We start from the raw sequence: 20242 nt of genomic DNA on the forward strand, positions 1-20242 counted from the left end.
TCTCAACACGTTTTTTTATGAACTATATTATTTTCAATATTTTATAAAGCTATGAAGCGCCTCATAGGCATTGTCCTGAAAGACCTTATTTTTAAATTCAGGGAATATAGCTCCTTGGTCAACCATCTCTCCAGTAACTTTTCTCTCTCTGCTTCCATAAAATTCACCACTTTTAATAGATTCATTATTCAATACCTTTACATAGCGTGCAGCCCCTTTTTTTATACTATGATCATTCCGATCAGCGGCATAACGATTGGTGCGAGTACATATTTAAACATAACTCTGGTTAGAGTTGGTAAATCATCATATCCTGCGGTTCCACGGGTATTACCTGGGCTGACACTGATAAACTTGATTTCTGGATATAAACGCGCATTTGCTGATGTCCATAATGCACCTATGTATTTAATATAACCATATCCATAGGCTTCACTTCCATCCAACTTTGGATCAGAAAACGAACCATTTAAAACGGAGATAAACTCTGCAACAGAATTGGCTTTTAAATTAGGTTTTTTCATTACTCCTTTGATTCCTCTGGCCCCTTCGGAACTCACATAGACAACTTCATTATTCAGTTTTTTTGCTTTAATAATCTCGTCAACTAGCACTACATGACCCAATAAATTTGTAGCTGCAATATTGGTCATACCTGTTTCTGTAATCTCAAGCGGATCTTTACCACCTTGTCCACCTGCATTAAGGATCAATGCATCAATAGACTGCTCGATATTTTTCACTGCCCGCCTCACCGATTCCGCGTCACTCACATCTAGTAACATTATTTCAAAAATTTTTCGTCCTGTTGATTTTTCCAAATCTTTCTTTGCTTTTTCTGCTTTTTGACGATTTCGACATCCCAGATAAATCTTTTCCGTTTCAGGGATTAAAGTGAGTTGCCTTGCAGCTTCTTTTCCCAACCCAATATTTGCTCCTGTAATGAGTATCCTTTTATTTTTCATTTGTTTATATCAAGTATTAAATGATAAAGCAAAGGTCTTAGTTACAGACAAGTTGGGAATAACAGAATCTCTTAAAAATGTATCAAAATCTCAGTTTTAAACAACTCACAAAGTTATAATTATGCAATAATATTATTTTGCAGTCATTATTTATCTTCAAATTGAATATAAATTAGATTACACTACATGAATTAAATACAATAATTCTCTACATATAGACTTAATATTAAAAAAAATCTATCTTTTGTATAAAAATAATGATATTTCTCAATATTTTTTATCAAATAAATGTTTATATTATCATCAAAACAGACTCATTTCGGTTAAAATTATTGATATAACAATCTACAAATTAAACTGTTAAATAAAGTTAACATATCACAAAATAGCGAGCGATCACGCTCATTCTTCGACGTTTACAAAATTGCTTAAAAAACATTTAATACTCAATTCAAAAATAAATAATCATCTTTGCAGCCTTAAAATCAAATACGCTAGTTTATTTCATGAGCATTATTTTGAAAAAGCGCTTACTTATAGCGCTTGTATTACCAACGGCCGCCTTGTATTATGGGCAGAGTACTAAGGATTCTTTAGAAAAATCTAAATCTATTGATGAGGTGATGTTGGTGGGTAGAAACCTTTCCCAAACAGCCAAAGAGAGAAAAACACCTGTTGCAGTTTCCAACATCAAGGCAGCTGAAATTCAGGAGAAACTGGGAAACAGAGAATTCCCTGAAATTATGAAATCTACTCCTTCGGTATACGTTACCAAAGTAGGTGGAGGATTTGGAGACAGCAGAATTAACATGAGAGGATTTGATGGTGCCAATATTGCTGTGATCATCAACGGACAGCCTGTTAATGACATGCAGGGAGGTACTGTGTACTGGTCTAACTGGACTGGATTGGCTGACATTGCCAGCTCTATTCAGATTCAGAGAGGTTTGGGTGCTTCTAAATTTGTAGTTCCTTCTGTAGGAGGAACGATCAATATCGTAACCAAAGCTACCGATTCTGAGCAGAAAGCCATGATCAAGGCAGAAGCAGGTAACGATAACTACTCCAGACTTTCAGCAATGTACTCTTCCGGGTTGAAAAACAAATGGGGAACTACCGTATTACTTTCGCGTTGGCAAGGTGATGGTTACATCAACGGGACTAAAGGGGAAGGATATTCATGGTTTTTCTCAACAGGATTTAAGCCGAATGAAAAACATGCGTTCAATTTAATTGCAACCGGTGCCCCGCAGGTACACGATACAAGAAGATCTTCTGCAACGGGTGCAAATGTAGCTACTTTACAGCAGTTTGAAACTTACGGAAGAAGATACAATCCACAGACAGGAATGCTGAATGGTTCTCAATTCAATTTAGCGCCTAACTTCTATCATAAGCCTATTGCATCATTGAACTGGGACTGGAATATTAATGATAATCTAAAACTATCAACAGTTCTTTACGGATCATGGGGACGCGGTGGCGGTGGTACCGGACTTAACGGTTCCATTAAAAACGCTAAAGATCAGACCATGAATTTCATGAATTATGGTGCAGGTGGAGATGGCACAATCAACTGGGATATGATCTACCGCTATAACAGAGGTGGCGCAGTAACAGACTATAATGGTAATACCTTCCAGAAAGGAACATTTTTAGCTCCTGCGGGTTCTCCTGCTGATTATAACGGTCAATATGTATCTACTTTAAACGGAACCAGTGGTATTGTAAGAAAGCAGAGTATTAATTCTCATGACTGGTATGGTGTAATCGCTGACCTTAATTACAAAAAAAACAACTGGACTTTTAATGGAGGTCTTGATCTTAAAACATATAAAGGAGGTCTTTATGATATTGTGACTGATATGCTGGGATCTGATGCTTTATTTGTGAAGAATACAGTAAACGCTCCAAACGGGTATTATGTAGACCGTGCCGTAAAACCTGAACCTCTAACAAAAACCGGAAATACTCAAAAGGTATCTATCTACAACGAAGGACTTGTAAAATGGGCGGGTCTTTATGGAATGATTGAATATAGCTCTGAAAAGCTAAGTGCATCTGTTCAGGGATCTGTGTCTGAGCAGTATTACAAAAGAAGAGACTATATGCTATATACTCCGGAAAACCAGGAGACCAAATGGTATCACAAAACGGGTTATATTGTAAAAGGAGGTGCTAACTATAATATTGATGATCACCATAATGTATTCTTTAATACAGGGGTTATATCCAGACAGCCACTATTCAATGCTTTATTCCCTTCCAACCAGAACATCTACAACGATGCAAAGAATGAAAGAATTTTCTCTGTGGAATTAGGATATGGTTTCAAATCCCGTTATATAGATGTTAATATCAATGCCTACAGAACGCAATGGGATGACAGATTCATCTCAAGAGGCTTTAATGCAGGTGCTGCTGATGTTGCTAAGTTCTCTCAGTTAAAGCAAGGAAATGCTTATTTCTATAATGCTCTGAATGTTGGACAGCTTCACCAGGGTATTGAATTGGAAGCGAAAGCAAGACCTTTTTCAAATCTTAGGGTAAGAGGGATGGTATCTTTAGGAAACTGGAAATACAAAGGAAACGCTAATTTCAATATTCTTGATGTTCAAAGCAATCAGGAAGTTGCCGGAGCAACAGGGATGATCAATATTAAAGATCTGAAAGTCGGAGATGCAGCACAAACAACAGCAAGTTTAGGAGTTGACTATAATATTACCAAAGCATTCAGTATTGATGCAAACTGGGAATACTATGACAAGCTGTATGCACAGTTCAACCCTATCAACTTCCTTACAGAAGCAGACAGAGAAAGAGGAATTGTAAAATTACCTAGTTACAACCTGTTTGATGTAGGAGCTAGTTACAAATTCGAAATCGGTCAGAAAAAGTCTTTAACATTAAGAGCGAATGTATATAACTTATTCAATAAATATTATATTTCTGAACTAAGTTCTAATATTCATGCTACAGATAAAATTGCCAATGGTCCGGGTGCCGGAAAAACATACCAGGAAGCAGGAAGAGTTTATCAGGGTGTTGCAGATGCTAATACAGGATTCTTAGGATTCGGAAGAACGTGGTCCGTTGCGGCTACTTTCAGATTCTAATCAATCATCTGAATAATACAAAAAAGAACCCGCCAATATTGGTGGGTTCTTTTCTTGTAAAATAGATCTTCCTCTCTCCTATTTAAAATTATGTAAAGAACACTCATATATGGAATTCTGTCACCTATACTTCTTCCCACCCATTATTTTGCGGGTCATACTTGGCAAACTCTCCTGAATCAGTAAATTCTGAAGCAACCATTCCCGTTTCAAAGATTGAATTTCTATTCCAGCCGGTATTAAAATAAACCCCATTGGATGTTAATAATACCATTCCATAATCTTCATCATCATGGTTAAAATGAAGCTCCTTATCCGTTTCCGAAGCTAGGTTGTATCCATATTGCAGAAGCCTTTCCTTCAGGTCTTTAAATTGTTGGTCAGTAAATGGAACCAGATTTTCATCCGTTTCAAAAAAATCATCAAGATCTAGTTTTTGTTCCCGTTCTTTAGTTTCAATTCTGAATATTTGAATATTGTAACTCATTTCAATTTTTTTTAATTAAATAATTTACACACAGGTATTCTTTTTCAAATAAAATAAAAATTCATCAGAGTTGAACTATTTGCTCCCTCCTTTAATTAAAAATTACAATAAATAGCCCTCAATTTTATTATATTTGAATTTAATGCTGGATGTAATATGTTTGAATTTCACCAACGTTTTAAATAAAAATCATGATATACCCAACATATAAATTCACTCCCTTTTTAAGCCTCATTTTAATTTACGGTATCATGGTCTGTAAAGCACAGATCGTCCCATTTTACAAGGTTTTTCCTTTTGAAGATGACGATTATTTTACAAAGACTGTTTTTCCTTTCAACCCTACTTTTATGAAGAGCAATAAAGTAAAAAGCATGCTGCTTAAAAGTGATGAACAAACCGGTACCAGGTATCTCTATAATTTCAACCCAAATGGATTTATAGAGAGTATGACAACCTTACGTTACAATAAAGAAAAAACAGATACCGCCTTTTATGCCAGATATTATTATAATACAAACGGATTGATTGGTAAAAAAGCAAGAATAGATTATCGGAATGGCATCGTCACAATCAACAGCTATCAATACGATAATAAAAACAAAATTAATACTATCAGAATCTTTTCACTAAACTCTCAAATGCCCAACAGATCACAGCATAATGATTGGCAGGGAGAGCCTGTTCCCGGTGTAGATAAAATGATTCTGAAGGGTTCTTTACCTAATGAAAATCTTTGGAAAAAAATGATGGCTGAAAATGCATTTTCTTCCTGGCAATACCGCTATTACACCGAAGATAAATTTGAGGCAGAAGAGCGTACGGAATATTTTAATTTTCAAAAAAATAGTGAAAATTCGGATTTATGTCATCAAAAAAAAACATATTATTATTTGAATGGGCATCCCGCAGGCTTATTTCTTCATAACGGCTGTGAACCCAAGAAAACCCCTTCGGAAATATATCAATTCAAAGATGGTCTTTTGTCCCAGCTGGCTGAGGTTCCATCCAGCTCTGACTCTAAAACAGAAAAATACACTTATACTACTGATAAGAATCTGATTCTTTTGGAAGATCTATGGGGTGGACAAAAAGTAAGTGAGCTGGAGATGATCTACGATGAAAAAGGCTTTCTGACCTCAATAGAACGAAAATCCAAAGATATGAACATGATTCAATACTTTCAGGACCGCAATCTAAAGATCTCCTATAGCTTTTACTAAATCAGACATAAGAATTAAATTGTCTGAAAGATCAGGAAAGTGGTGTTTTCCTTTCCAAATTCTAATTCAACAAACATTTATCCAATAAAAATATTCATTTTACCTTCAGAATATCAGCAACATGAAAAATAGGTTAATGTGTATTTTTTGTAGGCCTTTTATTACATATTCTTTTCATAGCAATTAAATATTCCTTTCCGGAAACAGACTGTTCCAACAAGTTCATATCCCTTTTTTAGATAAACAATATTAGCAGTCTCATTCAAAGAGAAAGCATCAAATCTAATGGATTGATAGTGATTATTTATAGCAAATTCTTCTGCAAAACGAATCATCTTGCTTGATATTCCTTTTCCCTGTGCTGTAGGCTTTACATATAAACGATGGATAATAAGAAAAGGAGTCTGTGTTTTCCAGTTCAGATCATTGTATTCTTCATCACATAATTCATTCAGTGCCATATAAGCCAATACTTCCCCATGATCAATAAAAACAAAACCTTCACCTCTTTCAATATCATCTATGAGTATCTTTGCATTGGGATATTCCTGATCCCATTGATCAATTCCCTGATCCAACATGTACTTTTTCACTTCTTCAAGAGCCTGAGTGGCCTGAAGAGTATCATCATCAATTGCTTTTCTAATCATAGTTAACATTTTTAATATTTCCGAGATATGAGAATATTGTTTTTATTTAGAATTTTTAAGCTGTAAAGCTCTTTGATAAGAAGACTGGTTGGCAATCTTTTCTTCTGCTTCATTAATGGCTGCTAGCAAGTTATTCTGATTATCAGAAATATCTCCTAATACTTGTGCCATCAGTTCCCATACTGGTTTCATTTTTCCAATAAGTTCCTGTCCTTTAAGGGTAAGCTTAAATAATCTTTTACGTTCATCCTGTTTATCTTTTTCCCATTGTATCAGTTCCAATTTTTCAAGTTCTTTAAGTAAAGTAATTGTGGATGGATGGGTATACCCAATTTCATTGGCAATTTCAACTACACTTACCACTTCTTTTTTATAGATCGTAAAGATTACCGGAAACCATTTGAGTTCAAAATCAATTCCAAAGGCTTTATAGATTAGGGCTCCATCTTTTCTCAGTTGTTCACTAAGACGGCGCAACCTTGTAGATAAGGCAAGGATTCCTGCTTCGTTGATAACATTCATGTTCAGTCTATATGTATGTGGTAAAAAATATCATCGGCACTCATTAATGGAAAACGTTCCGGAAGGTTTTCTTTTTTGATCTTCACAAAATCATTTCTTTCATAAAAACGTTGAGCTGCTTTCAATACAGATATAGTTCCTAAATATATATCATCAATTTTGTTTTCACGGCAGAAAGCAATTAAGATCTCCAGTAAGATCTGGGCAATATTCAGTTCCTTTCCTCTGAATTCTTTTTTAACGAACATCTTTCTTATCGCTCCTGCTTTTTCATCGAATTTTACCAACGCAATAGATCCTACCAGCTCACCCTCTATAAAAGCTCCCCAGAAATTTCCACCTGCTTCATGATAAAAACTTTCAATCTGCTTCAGATCCGGCTGGTCATCTACCGTAATCGGAATATTGAACTCTTGTTGCTGAATTGTCAAAATCAGGTCAATGGCCTGCTCTGAATAAGCATTTCCTATGGGTTCTATCTGTAATTTCATAATGTTTGTTTTTTAAGGTATAAAACTACGTAGTTAAATACATATATACAAATGGAAATTTAACGGGAATTAAAAGGAGGCTGGGAGCTGGAGGATGGAAGTTGTATTTGTTCTTTTACCAATGAAGGTTGAAGAAACCAATAAGCCATCACAACTAACAGAATATTTTTGTTATTCCAATTCGAAAAGCATTTTTCTATTATTTTGTAAGCTTATTAAAATAAAAAACGTACGCCATTACTGACATACGTTTCTATTATTTACTGCAAATAACTTTTCTACTTCCAGCCTCCGCCTAGAGCCTGATACAGCTCAACGGCAGCCTTCATTTTGTTATATCTCGCATTGGATATATTAAGTTCAGCATTCAATGAATTTACACTGGCATTTAAAACTTCAAGATAATTGGCCATCCCGTAGTTAACCAATTCCTGAGAATAGTCTACTGATTTTTTGTAGGCATCCAGTTCTTTTTGTTTTAACTCAATAAATGAATCCTGAACAGAGAACACCCTGATCGCGTCAGAAACTTCTTTTCCTGCAGTAAGAACTGTTTTTCTGAAGTTCAGATATGCGGTCTCCTGATTAGCAAGACTCACATCATAGTTGGTCTTGATAGTTCTTTTGTTCAGAATAGGCTGTGCCAATCCTGCCACCACATTTGCAAACAATGAGTTTACGTTGAACAGGTGATCAATATCTACAGACTGAAGTCCGCCTGTTCCTGTAAGCTTCAATGTTGGATAAAACTGAGCTTTTGCAACATTGGTCAACTCAAATGCATTCATTAGGCTGTACTCTGCTCTCATGACATCCGGACGGTTAGCCAGCAATTGAGCAGGATATCCCAGCTTCAGATCAATGGGAAGGTTCTGCCCTTCCAATGTAGACCTTTCGATGGTATGTGATGGTTCTCCCATCAAAAGACTCATGGTATTTTCAAGCAATTGAATCTGAGTATCAATATCAATCAATAACGATTTTGCATTGAAAACAAGTGCTTCACTCTGTTGTACTGCAACTTCTGTAAGGCTTCCGGAAGATTTTAATGCCTTTGTTGTTTCCAGGTTCTTCTCACGAATAGCAATTGTTTCCGTAATGATCTTTTTCTGAGCATCAAATGTCAGCAACTGGTAATATGCAGAAGCAATGGAAGAAACAAGACTGCTTTTTACTGCTTTATGAGCAGCAACCGTTCCAAAATATGCAGCGATCTGTGCTTTTTCCTGCGCTTTCATTTTCCCCCAGATATCTGCTTCCCAACCTAAGGTAGCGGTAATATCAAACTGATTGACATATCTTCTTTCTCCAATGATCTGCCCAAACTGAGTATTGATAGACTGGGTCTGGAAAGTATAATTAGGTCCAACTGAAAGCGTTGGAGCGTACGCCGCCTTACTTTGCTTAAGATAGGCATCTGCAGAATTGATACTCTGTAAAGCAATCCTAATATCCAGATTATTATCTAAAGCTTTTGAAATATGTCCCTGAAGTATCGGATCTGTGAAGATTTCTTTCCATGAAACATTCGCAATGCTGGTACTGTCTGAAGGAAGCATATCTGTACGGAAAAGCTTTTCGTCAACAACGTTCTTCGGCCTTTCGTATTCCTTTCTGGCCATGCAGGACGTGATGGCTCCCAGCATAATCGCTGAGAAAGTTATTCCTTTTATGATGTTTATTAAACTTTTCATTATTTGAAATTTAAAAGTTTAAGGTTTCCGGTTTTCAGTATTAACTTTAACTCCAAAACCTTAAACTAAATTAATTTACTCTGCTAAATTGATATCTTCTTTTTTAATAGGCTTAATTTTCTCCTGTATGCTTTCAAAAATCACATACAATACCGGAATTACAAAAAGTCCTAAAATAGTACCTATCAACAATCCTATGGCTGCTCCAGTTGCAATGGATCTGTTCCCTACAGCTCCAATTCCACTTGCCAGCACTAATGGTAACAGACCGAAGATAAAGGCAAATGAAGTCATCAGAATGGGTCTTACTCTCGCTTTTGCTGCATTGATGGCAGACATTACGATTGTTTCACCATGGTGTCTTCTCTGGACTGCAAATTCAACAATAAGGATCGCATTTTTCGCCAACAATCCGACGAGCATGATCAGGGCAATCTGGAAATAAATATTATTCTCCAAGCCCATAATCTTCTGCCCGAAGTAAGCTCCCATTACTCCAAGAGGAAGAGAGATAACAACGATAAGCGGAAGGATATAACTTTCATACTGTGCAGAAAGGATAAAGTAAACAAAGACTAAACTTAGCCCGAAAATCAGAAGGGTCTGAGATCCTGAATTTAATTCTTCTCTGGTTAACCCGGTAAATTCTACTGAGTAGTTTTGATTCAGGGTTTCATGGGCTACCTGCTGTACTGCAGCAATAGCATCCCCGGAGCTGTATCCGTCAGAGTTGGCTCCTGTCACCTTCACTGAAGTAAATAGGTTATAACGGCTTACAGATTGTGGTCCATAAGCTTTTTTTAAGGTTACAAACTGTGAAATCGGAGACATTATTCCAGAACCGGTTCTTATATAGAGCTGGTTCAGATTTTCGATGTTCTTTCTGTTTTCAGGAAGTGCCTGAACCATTACCCTGAACTGTTTTCCATACTTGGTAAAGTCGGCCGTATAAACACCTCCAATATACCCTTGCATTGTAGCCAAAATGTCATTTACAGAAACTCCAAGCTGCTTGCTCAGAGGAACGTTAATTTCCATCTGGTACTGAGGATATTTTGTATTGAATGAAGTCTGTGCAAACTGAATTTCCGGTCTTTCCATCAATTTTCCGATGAATTCATTGGTTTTATTATCCAGGTCAACATATTCTCCACCTGATTTGTCCAGCAATACCATTTCAAAACCTGCACTGCTACCAAATCCCGGTACACTTGGCGGTTGAAAGAATACTACTTTAGCATCAGGAACAGCTCCTACGATTCCAAATAGTTTTTTGGTGATATCTTCAGACGTCTGGCCGTCTTTTTTTCTTTCTTCGAATGGTTTCAGTTTCACAAAGGCAAGACCATTGTTACTTCCGTTTCCGGATAAGAATCCTCTACCGGTGGAAATCGTTACATTCTGCACTCCCGGAACTTTCATTGCTTTAGCCTGAAGTGTTTTCAATGCGTTATACGTTCTTTCCATAGAAGCACCCGGAGGAAGCTGAACATCGGTAAAGATAATTCCTCTGTCTTCTGTAGGTACAAACCCTTTTTTCATACTGCTGCTTGCCCAGAATAAGATACCTCCTGTAATGGCGAAAATAACAAGAGTCACCCATTTATGTCTTAACAGAAATACAAATCCTCTTCCGTAACGCTCAGTTGTTGTTTTAAAAGCAATATTAAACTTATAGAAAAACTTCTGCAACAGGTTAAGGTTCTTATACTCTGCATGATGCTCTGCATGAGGCTTCAGGAATAATGAACATAAAACAGGACTCAACGTTAATGCATTAATAGCAGAAATGATGATCGCGATGATCAGCGTAATCCCAAACTGTTGGTAGAATACCCCTGTAGGACCTGTAATAAATGTCACTGGGATAAATACGGCTGCCATTACCAAAGTAATAGAAATAATAGCCCCTGTAATCTCATCCATAGCTTCCACCGTTGCTTTTTTAGCATCTGAAATACCATGCTCCATCTTCGCATGAACAGCCTCGACGACGACAATGGCGTCATCCACCACAATACCAATCGCCAGTACCAATGCAAATAAGGTTAACAGGTTTAATGAATATCCAAATAAATTCAGGAAGAAGAATGCCCCTACAATGGATACCGGAACCGCAATGGCCGGAATCAGAGTAGATCTGAAGTCCTGAAGGAAAATATATACAACAATAAATACCAGAATGAAAGCTTCAATCAGCGTATGTACTACCTTTTCAATAGAAGCTTCTAGGAATTCGTTGGTATCAAAGTTGAAAGTATATTTAATCCCTTTAGGGAAAGTACCTTCTGCTGATTTCAGATATGTTTTGATATTTTTAATAATCTCCTGCGCATTGGAACCTGGCGTCTGGAAGATCCCCATACTGATAGAAGGATTGTTTCCATTCTCTCCGACCCCTGTATAAGACTGACCTGCCAATTCTACTTTAGCAACGTCTTTCAGCATCAGGTTTTGCCCGTTTGCCAGAGATTTGATGATGATATTATCATACTGTTCTTTATCGTTGAATTTACCTACATATTTGATGATATATTCAAAAGAACTTCCACTATTCTGACCAATAGAACCTGCTGCTGCCTCTCTACTCTGCTCATTAATAGCATTGGTAACATCCGTAGGAGTTACCCCGTAGGCAGCCATTTTTGCAGGATCCAGCCAAATTCTCATGGAATAATTTTTACCTCCGAAAACGTTGGCATCCCCTACACCATTTACCCTTTTCAGGTTTGGAATAATATTGATATTCAAAAAGTTCTGAAGATACACATCATCAAGATCTTTATTTTCAGAATAGAAAGACATATACATCAGGGCGCTGGTCTGCTGTTTTTGAGTTACAACCCCTGAACGCGTCACTTCGGATGGCAGCAAAGGAGTAGCTCTGGCCACACGGTTTTGTACGTTTACCGCTGCAATATCCGGATCTATTCCTTGTTTAAAGAAAACCTGGATCTGAGCAGAACCGTCATTTCCTGCAGAGGAAGTGATATAATCCATTCCTTCCACCCCGTTGATCTGCTCTTCCAAAGGAACTACCACACTTTTCATTACAGTTTCCGCATTGGCCCCTGTATAGTTTGCAGAAACGCTTACTGTGGGTGGCGCAATATCCGGATACTGTGTAACCGGTAACGAGATCAGCCCTAGCACACCGAGAATCACAATCAAGATTGAGATTACGGTAGATAAAACCGGTCTGTTAATAAAGTTTTTTATCATTAGAATTTCGGTTTTATTGATTGAACAAGACTATCCATTTTGATTGGTTTCGGCTTCACTGCTGTTCCCGGTTTTAATCCTCCGATACCTGCTGCGACAACTCTTTCACCTTTATTAACTCCTGATTTGATAAGCGCTAAATTGTCGATTCTGTCAATAACATTGACAACAACGTTTCTCGCTGTATCTCCTTTTTCAATTTTGTATACATATACAATACCTTGTTGCTCATAAGTAGCACTTTCAGGAACTACAAGAACATTATCATAACTCTGAGGGAATCTGATGGTTCCACTGTTACCATTGCTTAATAATTTTTGAGCATTGGTGAAGGCTACTCTGAACTGAATGGTTCCCGTGGTAGGATCAATCTGACCGGTAATGGCTTCAATTCTTCCTTTTTCAGGATAAAGACTTCCGTTGGCTAACTGAAGTTCAACCATTGGTAAGTTTTTGATTTTCTCAGGCATAGAAGCACCTGGAGATTTTTCAAGGAAATCAAAATACTCTTTTTCATTCATCGCAAAGTAAGCAAAGATTTCAGAAGTATCAGAAATTGTTGTTAGAGGGGTCTGATCAGATGGTCCTACCAAACTTCCCACTTTTAATGGAAGTCTTCCAACAACCCCTGAAATAGGTGCACGAATAATGGAATATTCAATATTTGCTTCTACCCCTTTATAATTGGCTTCAGCCTGTCTTTTGGCAGCATGTGCCTGCTGTAACTGTGCCTGAGCCTGAGCTAACTGTGCCTGGGCAGACTGTAACTGTACATTACTGATAATGTTTTTCTGAACCAGAGGTTTCAGTTTATTTACTTCTACCTGTGCAGCATTTACAGATGCCTGTGCAGCGGCAATACTGGATTCAGCAGCTCCGATTCCGGCCTTGGAAGCGGCAGCATTTTCGGTAAGGATATTGGTCTCCAGACGGAACAAAGGCTGTCCTTTGGTAACATACTGTCCTTCATCTACCAATAACTGGGTAATATATCCCTGTATTTTAGCACGTACATCATTGTTTACTCTACCTTGAATGGTAGCCGGAAACGTCTGATAACCTACTATATTTTTTGACTCCACAGAAACAACAGGGTACGGCTTGGCACCATCCTGTTTTGGAGCTTCTTTTTTGCAGGCTGTGAGAGAAAGCGCTGCAATTGAAAGTATAACTAGCTTATTATTCATTTTATAGTTTATTAAGAGATTCCTGAATATTTTCTATGTTTTTATTTAAGAGTGCTTTGTAAACTTCTATTCTTTCGTTGTATCCATCGTCTTTACTTTTTTTAAAATTGTTTAAATCATCTAATAGTCTTAGTTCGTCCTGCATTTTTTGGACAATTTTCTCAAATCTGATTTTCTTATATTCATCATTGATGAAAAAATACCGTTTCCGTTCATCCATCTTACTATGATCTACAATAAGCTGAGCATTGAGCAGTAGTGAAATACTTGTAGAAACAGAACTTTTGCTCGCAGAGAGCACTTCCACAAACTCGTCAAAAGTAATTCCTACTTTCTCATAATCGAAAAGAAGGTAGGAATAGATTTTTGAAGCTAAAGGGGGTAAGCTGAACACAGTGCCATAAAACTTTACGGCATCCTGAAAAATTTTTTCATCAATTTCTATACTTTGGTGCATAATATAAAAATTTTAACAAAAGTAAAAATTAGTTCAGAACCAAACGAACAAAGCTGATAGAGATTATAAATACACAGCGTTTTAAAAATTCAATGAAACTTGATTTAACTTTTGGCTTAAATTATAATCTTCTCGTAAGCTTTCCTTAATCCATCTGCCAAAACCACTTCACCACAATAAGAATATCCTTTGCTTTCAAGAATTTTCAGCATGGCTATATTATCATAGTTCGTATCTACCTTAATACTCTGAATTCCATTATCTCTAGTAAAATCTTCAATATGATCGAAAAGTTTTTTAGTCATCCCCTGGCCTGCAAATTTTTCATCAATCGCTACACGATGTACAACTACAAACTCTCCATTACTTAACCAGGCTCCTTCAATTTTACTATATGCCGGCTCATCATTAAGGAGCAAAGCAGCATATACTGCAATTTCCCCATCTACGGTAAGCACATATCCGAACCCTTTCGCAATATCACTTTCTACTGTTCCAAGATTAGGATAGCCATTCTGCCACTGTGTACTTCCATCCTGTCTTCTTCTTTCAATGGATTGCTGGATGATTTCCCAAATAATGTCTCTGTCTTCAATTTCCGATTTTCTTAGTTTGATTTCTGGATTCATGTTGTTGATTTTGATTAAAAAATATAGAGTTTAAAAGACTGAAATCAGAATCATTTATCTTTTTTACTGTGAGCTAAAGTCTGATTTTGTTGACGCAAAGGTTTTATTTATGAAGCTTAGGATTTTAAGTGAGCAAAGGTTGCGACTTCGTCGTTGAAGAAGCGGTTGGCTACGCGAACACTTAATCAGAATGAATTTTATTGATCCGTCTTTGCCTCCTTAAAAATATACCATAAGGTTACTAAAACTTTGCATCAAATTCAGACTAATACAAACTTCTGCTTATCGGATAATAATTCTTAAAGTCATCTTTTAAACATTTAATTTTAAAATATTTAATGATTTGTTTAATTAAAAAACCGAAAATTAATACTTAATTAATTTTCGGTTTGAAGTAGTAAAATTTAAAATTATGAAATTGTTTTATTAATTTTCACTTTGTTGAAGATATGCATCAATAATATCAAATGCTTTCTTCTCATCTTCCAGATCCACCATTACCTTTAGCGATGTTGCAGTAGGTGTTGTGGTAAATGTAAGATAGTTGTTTTCAACGGTGTTTGTAATTTGTGCATCATCCAATTTAGATTTAACCAACTGAATTTCTGAAGGGTTATCACTTTCATAAACTGACACTCTCGTACTTCTTTCCATATATTCTAATTGTTTGAGTATCTAAATGTACAATGTTTTTTTGAAAATTACAAATCTTTGTTTTTAAATTTTGTTAATATTATTTTCAATTTTGTCAAGTGCCAGTTGGATTTCTTCTTTGGTAACATTCAGATGTGGTCTGAAACGTAAAGACTGATCTCCACACGGAAGAATGATCAATCCGTCATTGAAAAGTTCGTTCATCATCTTGTTTCTGTCTGCTCCGGATGGAAGATCAATAGCACACATCAGCCCTTTACCTCTTGCGTTGGAAATCTTTGAAGGATAGTTATCTGCCATTGCTTTTAAGCTCTCTAATAGGAAATCTCCTACAACTCTTGCATTTTCAACAAGATTCTCTTTTTCAATAACTTCCATTACCAGTTGGAAACGAAGCATATCGATAAAGTTACCCCCAAATGTAGAATTGATTCTTGAACTTTCTCTGAAAACGTTGTTTGGAACTTCATCAAATTTTTCTTTGTTAGCCAATACTCCACAAACCTGGGCTTTTTTACCGAAAGAAATGATATCAGGCTTAGCTGTAAAATGTTGGAATGCCCACATTTTACCTGTAATGGCAATACCTGTCTGAACTTCGTCAAAAATTAGTAAGATTTCATTGTCATCACAGATTTTTCTTAAGCCTAGTAAGAATTCATCTCTGAAATGGTTGTCACCACCTTCTGCCTGGATAGGCTCAATGATGATACAAGCTACTTTATCAGGGTTCATCAGAATAGCTTCTTCAATCTGAACTAAGGCTAACTGCTCGTTCTTGATTGTATCTGCCAGATTCTCTTCTGTAATCGGGAATGATAATTTTGGATTTAAAATTCTTGGCCACTTAAACATTGGGAAATATTGATATTTCCTAGGATCTGAAGTATTTGTCAAGCTTAAAGTATACCCACTTCTTCCGTGGAAAGCCTGCTTGAAATGAATACAGATTCCTGCTTCAGTCTCAAGTCCTTTTTCGAAGTTTTTGCGTGTTTTCCAGTCGAAACAAGCCTTCAATGCATTTTCAACACCTAAAGTTCCCCCTTCAATAAAAAAAGCATACTGTAATTCTTCTGGAATAACCACTCTTTCAAATACTTCTAAAAAGTGAGCATATTCTTCTGAATAAACGTCTGCCAATGTTGGTTTGTTGACAGCCATTCTACCCAACCATTCTGATCTTTCTACAAGATACGGGTGGTTGTACCCGATGGAAGCGGATGCAAACATAGAGAACATATCCAGGTATTCTCTGTCTGTAAGTTTATCATAAAGCCATGATCCGTGTGATTTTTCAATGTCCATCACGAAATCGAAACCGTCTGCCAACACGTGTTTTCCAACTGTTTCTTTTACTTTATTTGCTTGTATATCTAATGTGTGTTCCATAATAAATTGTTGTGTGATTTAATAAGTGAATGATTAAACGATCAAAGGCTGAGCATTTAATCATTCAGGTTATTAAGTTTTTATTGTTTTTTTTATTGCTTTAAGTAAAGCTTTTATAAATCAAATTTAATTCCCTGTGCTAAAGGAAGTTGTGCAGTATAATTTATAGTATTGGTTTGTCTTCTCATATAATACTTCCATGCATCTGAACCAGACTCTCTTCCACCTCCGGTTTCTTTTTCACCACCGAAAGCTCCTCCGATCTCAGCACCTGAAGTACCAATATTGACGTTCGCAATACCACAATCTGAACCTGCATGAGAAAGGAATAATTCTGCTTCTCTAAGGTTTTGAGTCATGATAGCAGAAGATAGTCCCTGTGGAACATCATTCTGAATAGCAATTGCCTCTTCTAATGTTTTGTATTTGATTAAGTATAAAATCGGTGCAAAAGTTTCGTGCTGAACAATCTCGTAAGAGTTTTTCACTTCAGCAACACAAGGCTTCACATAGCATCCGGATTCATAATCTTTTCCTGAAAGAACACCGCCTTCAACAACAAATTTTCCACCTTCTTTTTTACATTTCTTGATAGATTCTTCGTATTGGTTTACAGCATCCACATCGATTAGCGGTCCTACGTGGTTATTCTCATCCAATGGATTTCCGATTTTCAGCTGACCATAAGCTTTTACCAATCTTGTTTTCACTTCATCATATACATCTTCGTGGATAATCAGTCTTCTTGTAGAAGTACATCTTTGTCCTGCAGTTCCCACAGCTCCGAAGACAGCTCCGATGATGGACATATTAAGATCTGCTTCTTTAGTAATGATAATTGCGTTGTTCCCTCCTAATTCAAGGATAGATTTCCCGAATCTTTCTGCTACTTTAGAAGAAACCATTCTTCCTACTCTTGTAGAACCAGTGAAAGATACCAAAGCAACTCTCTTATCATCTACCAGTTTTTGTCCGATTTCGTGGTCAGCTACCAATACACTTGAAATTCCTTCTGAAAGATTGTTTTCTTTCAAAACTTCGTTCATAATATTCTGACATGCAATGGCACAAAGTGGAGTTTTTTCTGATGGCTTCCAGATCGTAACGTTACCACAAATCCAAGCTAATGCTGTGTTCCAGGACCAAACTGCTACCGGGAAGTTGAATGCAGTGATGATTCCTACTACTCCAAGCGGATGGTATTGTTCATACATTCTGTGACCAGGTCTTTCGGAATGCATTGTATATCCCTGAAGCTGTCTTGAAAGACCTACTGCAAAATCACAGATATCAATCATTTCCTGTACTTCTCCAAGCCCTTCCTGCAAAGATTTACCCATTTCATAGGAAACCAGTTTTCCAAGATCGTCTTTATATTCTCTTAATTTTAATCCAAGCTGTCTTACGATCTCTCCTCTTTTAGGAGCCGGGATCAGCCTGAATTCCTGAAATGCCTTCTGAGCCGTTTCAATTACTTTGTCATAATCACTTTCTCCGGAAGTCTTTACTTTTGCAATTAATTTCCCGTCTGCAGGAGATACGCTTTCTATCGTCTTTCCTGAAGCGAAATATTTCCCGCCCACTGAAGTACCTTTATTTTCTTCTTTAATACCAAGGTTTTTGAGTGTTTTTTCGATTCCGAAATCCTTTACTTTTTTTGACATAAAATCTTACTTTTCGTTCTCTCTAAAGATAAAAATATTATGCGAACCTCAAAACTTTAATTTTTTAATATGTTATTTATTTGGACTAATTATAAACATGCTTATCTTTGTAGGGTAATCTTTTTGACAATCACCAATGGAAAATTCACAAGAAAATAACTCAAAGTTTAAAAAGTGGTTCAAGCGCATGGGATGGGCAGGGTTTGCTTTTTTTACCATTAAAGGCTTGATTTGGCTCGTAATCTTCTACTTTGGAGCAGACACACTTCAGAGTTGTATAAAATAAAAAAGCAGAGAAAAATTTTCTCTGCTTTCTTTTTGTAGTAATGTTAATTAAATGATTTTTTCTTTTACGAACAATGATAAATTCCATAATAGATTTAAGAATTTTATATTTTAACCTTACAAAAAAACTATTTTTAATGAATTAAAATCATTTTTCCGTAGTTTTATTTCCCCATTTTTGCTTCAAAGCTCATCTTTTTTCTTTCTTCCAGAATTGACAAGGCTTTGATGCAGGAGATATTCAATTTGTCCGTTCACACTTCTGAATTCATCATTGGCCCATTTTTCGAGGAGTTTATAGGTTGACTCATCTATCCTTAAGACAAAGGATTTTTTGCCTTTGTTTTCCGAAGTGTTCTGAGCTTTTTCTGATTTCATTTATTCTTGTTTTTAATGCAAGATGCATGGGTTATATTCCAGACTCATCGTTTCTCTATGAATCTGGAATTTATTCATTGTTACTAATTATACAGTGTACCTGCATTCAATATAGGGGTTGCTGCTTTTTCACCACAAAGAACCACCATCAGGTTGCTTACCATCGCTGCTTTTCTTTCATCATCAAGCTCAACGATATTGTCTTCTGAAAGCTTTTTCAACGCAAGATCTACCATTCCGACAGCTCCTTCCACGATCTTCGTTCTGGCTGCTACAATAGCAGTAGCCTGCTGTCTCTGAAGCATAGCTCCGGCAATCTCAGAGGCATATGCCAAGTGTGAAATTCTTGCCTCCTGAATCACAATTCCCGCTTTTGAAAGACGGTCTGTAAGTTCCTGTTCCAAAATAGAATTGATTTTATCACCTCCTTCTCTTAAAGTAATAGGTGCATGGTCATCTTCTAAATTATCATAAGGAAAGCTCATCGCCAAATGACGCACTGCCGCTTCACTCTGCATTCTTACAAAATCAGAATACCGTTCAACATCAAAAGCCGCTTTATAAGTATCTCCTACCTTCCATACCATTACCACAGCAATTTCGATAGGATTCCCCATCTTATCATTTACTTTCAGAGTCTGCCCCTGTAAGTTTTCTGAACGTAATGACATTTTCTGAGAGGAGTACAATGGATTGATAAAAAACAATCCGTTATCTTTTACTGTTCCCACGTACTTTCCAAAGAAGTTTAATACTCTTGAATGGTTAGGCTGAATAATCATTAACCCTTTTAAGAAAAAGCATGAAAGCAGGAAGCAAAGCATTGCTAGGACAACAAATGTAATACTCTGATCTACTCCACTGATAAAGAGATACAGTGCAGCAACAAAGAGTACCAGACAGATCACTAATGTAATATAACCCGACATGGGTTTTAATGTTTTTTCCATGATTGAATTTTTAATTTGATATTATTTTGATATCATAAAGTTAGCAGTAAATTTTGGATTCTGAATGATAAATTTTTGTTTTTTTTGATGAGCGTGAGATCCAATACTCAAGTAAAGTACACGATTATAATTTTTTTACAATTATGAACCGAGAGCAAAAAATATAAACGCTAAGCTCGCGGTTTTTTTCAAAGTCTATAATGAAAAGGTTAGCAAAGGCGTTTCACTCAGTTAAGGACGCATTTTGCTGAACGAAGTGCCGTTTCGATCGAAAAACTA

17 protein-coding genes are annotated in these 20242 nt (G+C 36.5%); 2 read left to right on the top strand and 15 right to left on the bottom strand.

Annotated features, from left to right (window positions below):
* Window positions 1–221: 221 nt before the first annotated feature.
* A complete protein-coding gene (locus M2372_RS10420; protein WP_228455694.1) occupies window positions 222–965 on the bottom strand; it encodes an SDR family NAD(P)-dependent oxidoreductase in 744 nt (247 codons plus the stop codon).
* 506 nt (window positions 966–1471) lie between these two features.
* Between M2372_RS10420 and M2372_RS10425 the strand changes: the two genes are divergently transcribed.
* Window positions 1472–4081, top strand: coding sequence for a TonB-dependent receptor (locus M2372_RS10425; RefSeq protein ID WP_115968760.1), 2610 nt, complete (start codon window positions 1472–1474; stop codon window positions 4079–4081).
* Between the two features lie 124 nt (window positions 4082–4205).
* On the opposite strand, the gene M2372_RS10430 is transcribed toward M2372_RS10425, so the two are convergent.
* Entirely contained in the window at window positions 4206–4568 is a 363-nt protein-coding gene (locus M2372_RS10430; protein ID WP_123319244.1) for a hypothetical protein, read from the bottom strand.
* A gap of 191 nt (window positions 4569–4759) precedes the next feature.
* Between M2372_RS10430 and M2372_RS10435 the strand changes: the two genes are divergently transcribed.
* Complete coding sequence (locus M2372_RS10435; protein ID WP_148060750.1) at window positions 4760–5791, top strand: hypothetical protein; 1032 nt, start codon at window positions 4760–4762, stop codon at window positions 5789–5791.
* 161 nt (window positions 5792–5952) lie between these two features.
* On the opposite strand, the gene M2372_RS10440 is transcribed toward M2372_RS10435, so the two are convergent.
* The 13 genes from M2372_RS10440 to M2372_RS10500 form a co-directional block, all read right to left on the bottom strand.
* Complete coding sequence (locus M2372_RS10440; RefSeq protein ID WP_123320080.1) at window positions 5953–6441, bottom strand: GNAT family N-acetyltransferase; 489 nt, start codon at window positions 6439–6441, stop codon at window positions 5953–5955.
* Window positions 6442–6483: 42 nt separating this feature from the next.
* Entirely contained in the window at window positions 6484–6963 is a 480-nt protein-coding gene (locus tag M2372_RS10445; RefSeq protein WP_115968764.1) for a MarR family winged helix-turn-helix transcriptional regulator, read from the bottom strand.
* 2 nt (window positions 6964–6965) lie between these two features.
* Entirely contained in the window at window positions 6966–7454 is a 489-nt protein-coding gene (locus tag M2372_RS10450; protein ID WP_115968765.1) for a GNAT family N-acetyltransferase, read from the bottom strand.
* Window positions 7455–7732: 278 nt separating this feature from the next.
* On the bottom strand, window positions 7733–9148 hold the full coding sequence (locus tag M2372_RS10455) for an efflux transporter outer membrane subunit (protein ID WP_115968766.1): 1416 nt from the start codon (window positions 9146–9148) through the stop codon (window positions 7733–7735).
* Between the two features lie 75 nt (window positions 9149–9223).
* Entirely contained in the window at window positions 9224–12370 is a 3147-nt protein-coding gene (locus M2372_RS10460) for an efflux RND transporter permease subunit (protein ID WP_123319246.1), read from the bottom strand.
* The gene (locus M2372_RS10465) at window positions 12370–13557 is read right to left on the bottom strand and encodes an efflux RND transporter periplasmic adaptor subunit (protein ID WP_115968768.1); all 1188 of its coding nucleotides are present in this window, start codon (window positions 13555–13557) and stop codon (window positions 12370–12372) included. Before M2372_RS10465 ends, M2372_RS10460 begins: the two co-directional genes overlap by 1 nt.
* 1 nt (window position 13558) lies before the next feature.
* Window positions 13559–14014, bottom strand: coding sequence for a transcriptional regulator (locus M2372_RS10470; protein WP_115968769.1), 456 nt, complete (start codon window positions 14012–14014; stop codon window positions 13559–13561).
* A gap of 116 nt (window positions 14015–14130) precedes the next feature.
* Window positions 14131–14643 (bottom strand): GNAT family N-acetyltransferase, encoded by a 513-nt coding sequence (locus M2372_RS10475; protein ID WP_115968770.1) that lies wholly within the window; start codon window positions 14641–14643, stop codon window positions 14131–14133.
* A 426-nt stretch (window positions 14644–15069) separates the two neighbouring features.
* A complete protein-coding gene (locus M2372_RS10480) occupies window positions 15070–15297 on the bottom strand; it encodes a DUF2007 domain-containing protein (RefSeq protein ID WP_123319247.1) in 228 nt (75 codons plus the stop codon).
* 63 nt (window positions 15298–15360) lie between these two features.
* Window positions 15361–16686 (bottom strand): L-lysine 6-transaminase, encoded by a 1326-nt coding sequence (gene lat / locus M2372_RS10485; protein WP_123319248.1) that lies wholly within the window; start codon window positions 16684–16686, stop codon window positions 15361–15363.
* Between the two features lie 113 nt (window positions 16687–16799).
* The gene (locus M2372_RS10490) at window positions 16800–18350 is read right to left on the bottom strand and encodes an aldehyde dehydrogenase family protein (protein WP_115968772.1); all 1551 of its coding nucleotides are present in this window, start codon (window positions 18348–18350) and stop codon (window positions 16800–16802) included.
* A 468-nt stretch (window positions 18351–18818) separates the two neighbouring features.
* Window positions 18819–19013: an Arc family DNA binding domain-containing protein gene (locus M2372_RS10495; RefSeq protein WP_123319250.1), complete on the bottom strand. Its 195-nt coding sequence runs from the start codon at window positions 19011–19013 to the stop codon at window positions 18819–18821.
* An 83-nt stretch (window positions 19014–19096) separates the two neighbouring features.
* Window positions 19097–19963, bottom strand: coding sequence for an SPFH domain-containing protein (locus M2372_RS10500; protein ID WP_123319251.1), 867 nt, complete (start codon window positions 19961–19963; stop codon window positions 19097–19099).
* Window positions 19964–20242 lie beyond the last annotated feature (279 nt).

This window comes from Chryseobacterium sp. BIGb0232 (genome assembly GCF_024810195.1).
GTDB lineage: Bacteria > Bacteroidota > Bacteroidia > Flavobacteriales > Weeksellaceae > Chryseobacterium > Chryseobacterium pennae.